The organism is Kitasatospora sp. NPDC059577 (assembly GCF_042735475.1).
In the GTDB taxonomy this organism is placed as follows: Bacteria; Actinomycetota; Actinomycetes; order Streptomycetales; family Streptomycetaceae; genus Kitasatospora.
In genome coordinates this window covers 1-3339 of sequence record NZ_JBHWBZ010000135.1, presented here as the reverse complement: position 1 = coordinate 3339, position 3339 = coordinate 1, and the positions used below count along the sequence as shown (strand labels likewise).

Sequence of the window (3339 nt, the reverse complement as noted above, 5' to 3'; positions counted from 1 at the left end):
GACTCGGTCGACGTTGTGTCGTCGGGAGACGCCGGACGGGCGGCGGGCCAGCCCCTGCTCCGGTGGCGCGCGGCGCGCGGCGCGCACCACCCTGCGCGAGCCGCCCGGCCTCCCTCGGCGAACAGCGCCGTGGGCGGGGCGGACAACGCCCCCGACCCGCCCTAACCGAGTGCCGGAGGGTGCTCGGCCGGACGGCGTCCCCAGGCCGAGATCAGCGGCGCGAGTGTCAGGTCGAGTTCGCCCGCGTGGACGGCGGCCAGGTGCGCGTCGATCTCGGCGTCGTCGGCCAGGCCCGCCGCGAGCAGCTCGCCGCGCACGTGCCGGATGGTCGCCGCCTCCAACCGGTCGCAGGCCGGCCCGCCGACCGGGAAGGTGCCCGCCGCGGCGACATCCACCAAGCCGGCCTCACGCAAGGCCCGCGGCAGGGTCCGGCCATAGCGCAGGTCCGCGCCGCGGCGCGCCAGCAGCTCCCGGACCGCGTCACGCAGCCGGTTGGCCCGCCGCTGCGCGGGGCCGCTGTCGTCCAGGCACGCCAGCGGTTGCAGAGCGGTGTCGGCGTCCTCGACCAGCAGCCGGCCGCCGGGCCGCAGCGCTGCCGCCATCGTGGCCAGCGCCCTCGCCCGGTCGGGTACATGGACCAGCACGAGCCGGGCGTGCACCAGATCGAACGTCCCCGGCTCCGGCGGCGGGTCGGCGGCGACGTCGTGCCGTCGCACCTCGTACCCGTCGCCCGCCTTCAGCCACGACGGGTCGATGTCCGTGGCCAGCACGTGCCCGGTCGGACCGACGGCCGCCGCGAGCGCCCGAGGGATACCGGGGCCACCGGCCCCCACTTCCCAGCAGCGCCAGCCGGCACCGACCCCCAGCCGGTCGAAGTGCCCGCGCGTCACACCGTCGAACAGCTCGGCCAGCCAGACGAACCGCTCGCCCGCCTCGGCGCGCGCGTTGTCCAGCAGGTAGCCGCGGGCGGAAGCGGACTCTCCACCGGGCCCAGTGGTCCCGTCGGTCGGATCCGGTCGGCCACCGGCGTACGGCGGGCGGGGCGAGGAGGTCATGACCACATGGTCGACCTTCCCTGGCCGCCGGCGCCACCTTCTACGACCAGAACCACTTCACCCGTGAGTTCCTGCACTTCACCGGCCGGCGCCCGGCCGCACTGCTGGGCCGGGACTGCCGCATCTTTGCTACGAGCCGCCGCGCGGTCCCGGCCAGGCCGGGCACTGACCTGTGAACGACGGTGGCATTGCCCAGGCGTCGTGTCGGCGTAATTCCCCAGGTGCCGGCCTGGGCGGGTCAGCGCCTGGGGGCCCCGTCCGGGCGGAGCTGGATGAAGCTCCGCGGTTTGATCCTGCTGCTGCAGCATGCGTCGACCCCGCCCCGGGGATGGTCACCCATCCGCCAGGGCGGGGCCTTTGTGCGGGCGGGACCGGGCGGTGCGTCAGAACACGTGGGGCCGCGCCCGGCCGGGGTCGCCGGCCTCGACGCAGGCGCCCGGGTCCGCTCGGCGGGCCGGCGTAGGTCGGCCCGCCGGGCGGCCGGGTTGCGGTGGCGCTGGGCCCCACTCCGCTCGCTACTCAGATCAGTACAGGTAGACGACGCCCTGATAGTCCGAGACGTTCCCCGACTCGGTGACCTTGACCGCGACGTTGAAGCCGCCGTTCGGCACGTCGCACCACTTCTCGAAGGTGTCGTAGCTGGTGTTGTAGTCGTTGTCGGAGAACCAGTCGTACGACGACCCCTCAGCACCCGGATACTGCCCGCACTGCGAGGTGACCTGGAACCACGCGCGCTCGTCCGTCCTGCCGCGCTGGATCACGTTGTAGCTCATCTTCAGGTAGTTCGCGTTGACCACGTAGGCGCACATCGAGATCCGCGCACCGGACCGGGTGTCCAGCTCCGCGCAGCGCTGCCCGTCCGCGTGCGCCGCACCCGCACCGAGCCCCACGACACCGGCCGCGGCCAAGCCGAGCGCCGCGCCCGTGCCGGCGAGCCGCTTGATCATGCTCTTCATCGTCTCTCCTCGATCACTCGATCACTCGATCAGCGGTCAGTGGTAGACCGGGAAGTAGCTGTTGCTGTCCTGCACGCCGGACTCCGTGGTGTACACCTCGACGGAGCGGATGTAGCCCCCGGTGAGGCTGCCGCAGGTGTAGCCCAGGCTCCAGCTGGGCTCCTGCACGTCGTTGCCGGAGAAGTACTTCTCGCCGCAGCTCGACTCGACCTTGAACCAGACGCGCTCATCGGTGCTCCCAGCCGTCACCACGCTGTAGCTCATGCCCACCCAGCCCGGGTAGCCGTCCTGGTGCGCGCAGGCGCGGATCACCGCGTGGTAGCGAGTGCCGAAGTCGGTACAGCCATCGGCGTGAGCCGCAGTGGCGGTCAGACCGACCAGGCCGGCGGCGGCCAGGCCCACGGCCGCCGTGCTCGCGCTGAGACGCCTCGCCGCGCTCACCAGGTCACCCCCACGCCGCCGACCGAGTTGTTGCTGCCGGACTCCGATATCCAGCCGGTGATGCCGCCGACCTGGCCCGCGCACACCACCTCGAAGTACTTCGACGGCTCGCTGTAGTCGTTCCCCGACACGTCGGTGTAGGTGCCGCTCCCGCAGCCCGGCGTGTACGCGGTGAACCAGACACGCTCGTCGGTGGATCCGCGCCGGATCACGTTGTAGTGCATCGTGACGTCCCACAAGTTGACGCGGTAGATGCACATGTTGATCCGCGCCCCGTAGTAGCTGTCGAGCTCCTGGCAGTTGTCGGCGGCGTGCGCGCTCGTGCTGCCGAGTCCGACCAGCCCGGCCGTCGCCAGGCCCAGGGCCGCGCCGGTCGTGGCCAGGCGCTTGGTCAGTCGCATGGTTCTCCCGTCCGCCCCCGACAGCCCGGGGGCACCGAGGGGAGAGTCTGGTGCACCGGCTATGAGCACGCATCACATCCGCCGGAAGAGGTAATCATGATTCCGTTCAAGGGTGTCCACAGGGTCTTTTGGCAGGCCATGGCCCTTTCGCCCCCATTTCTGTCGACCACGGCGCCCCGAGTTCCAGTCCGCCTTCCACTGGCACGCGCTCGACAGGGGCATCGCCCACACCTACATCAAGCCGGCGTCCCACACCTCAACGGCAAGGTCGAACGCTCACACCGCATCGACGCCGAGGAGTTCCACCGCGTGCTCGCCGGTGCCGTCATCGACGACACCCGGCGTCCTCAACGACAAACTCCGAGAATGGGAGGACTCCTACAACTTCCACCGCCCACACGGCGCCCTCGGTGGCCAGACCCCCCTACGAACGCCTCAAGCAGAAGACCCAGACCCGGATGTAACCGAGCTCCGGCAGATACACAG

At 71.3% G+C, this 3339-nt stretch carries 4 protein-coding genes; all 4 read right to left on the bottom strand.

Features of this window, described 5'->3' with window-relative positions:
* Positions 1–161 precede the first annotated feature (161 nt).
* Positions 162–1055, bottom strand: coding sequence for a methyltransferase domain-containing protein (locus ACFV0O_RS41335; protein WP_380350200.1), 894 nt, complete (start codon positions 1053–1055; stop codon positions 162–164).
* Between the two features lie 524 nt (positions 1056–1579).
* Positions 1580–2011 carry a hypothetical protein gene (locus ACFV0O_RS41330; RefSeq protein WP_380350198.1) on the bottom strand — a complete coding sequence of 144 codons (432 nt, stop codon included), beginning with the start codon at positions 2009–2011 and terminating at the stop codon, positions 1580–1582.
* A gap of 36 nt (positions 2012–2047) precedes the next feature.
* On the bottom strand, positions 2048–2452 hold the full coding sequence (locus ACFV0O_RS41325; protein WP_380350195.1) for a hypothetical protein: 405 nt from the start codon (positions 2450–2452) through the stop codon (positions 2048–2050).
* Positions 2449–2853 (bottom strand): hypothetical protein, encoded by a 405-nt coding sequence (locus ACFV0O_RS41320; protein WP_380350192.1) that lies wholly within the window; start codon positions 2851–2853, stop codon positions 2449–2451. Before ACFV0O_RS41320 ends, ACFV0O_RS41325 begins: the two co-directional genes overlap by 4 nt.
* Positions 2854–3339 lie beyond the last annotated feature (486 nt).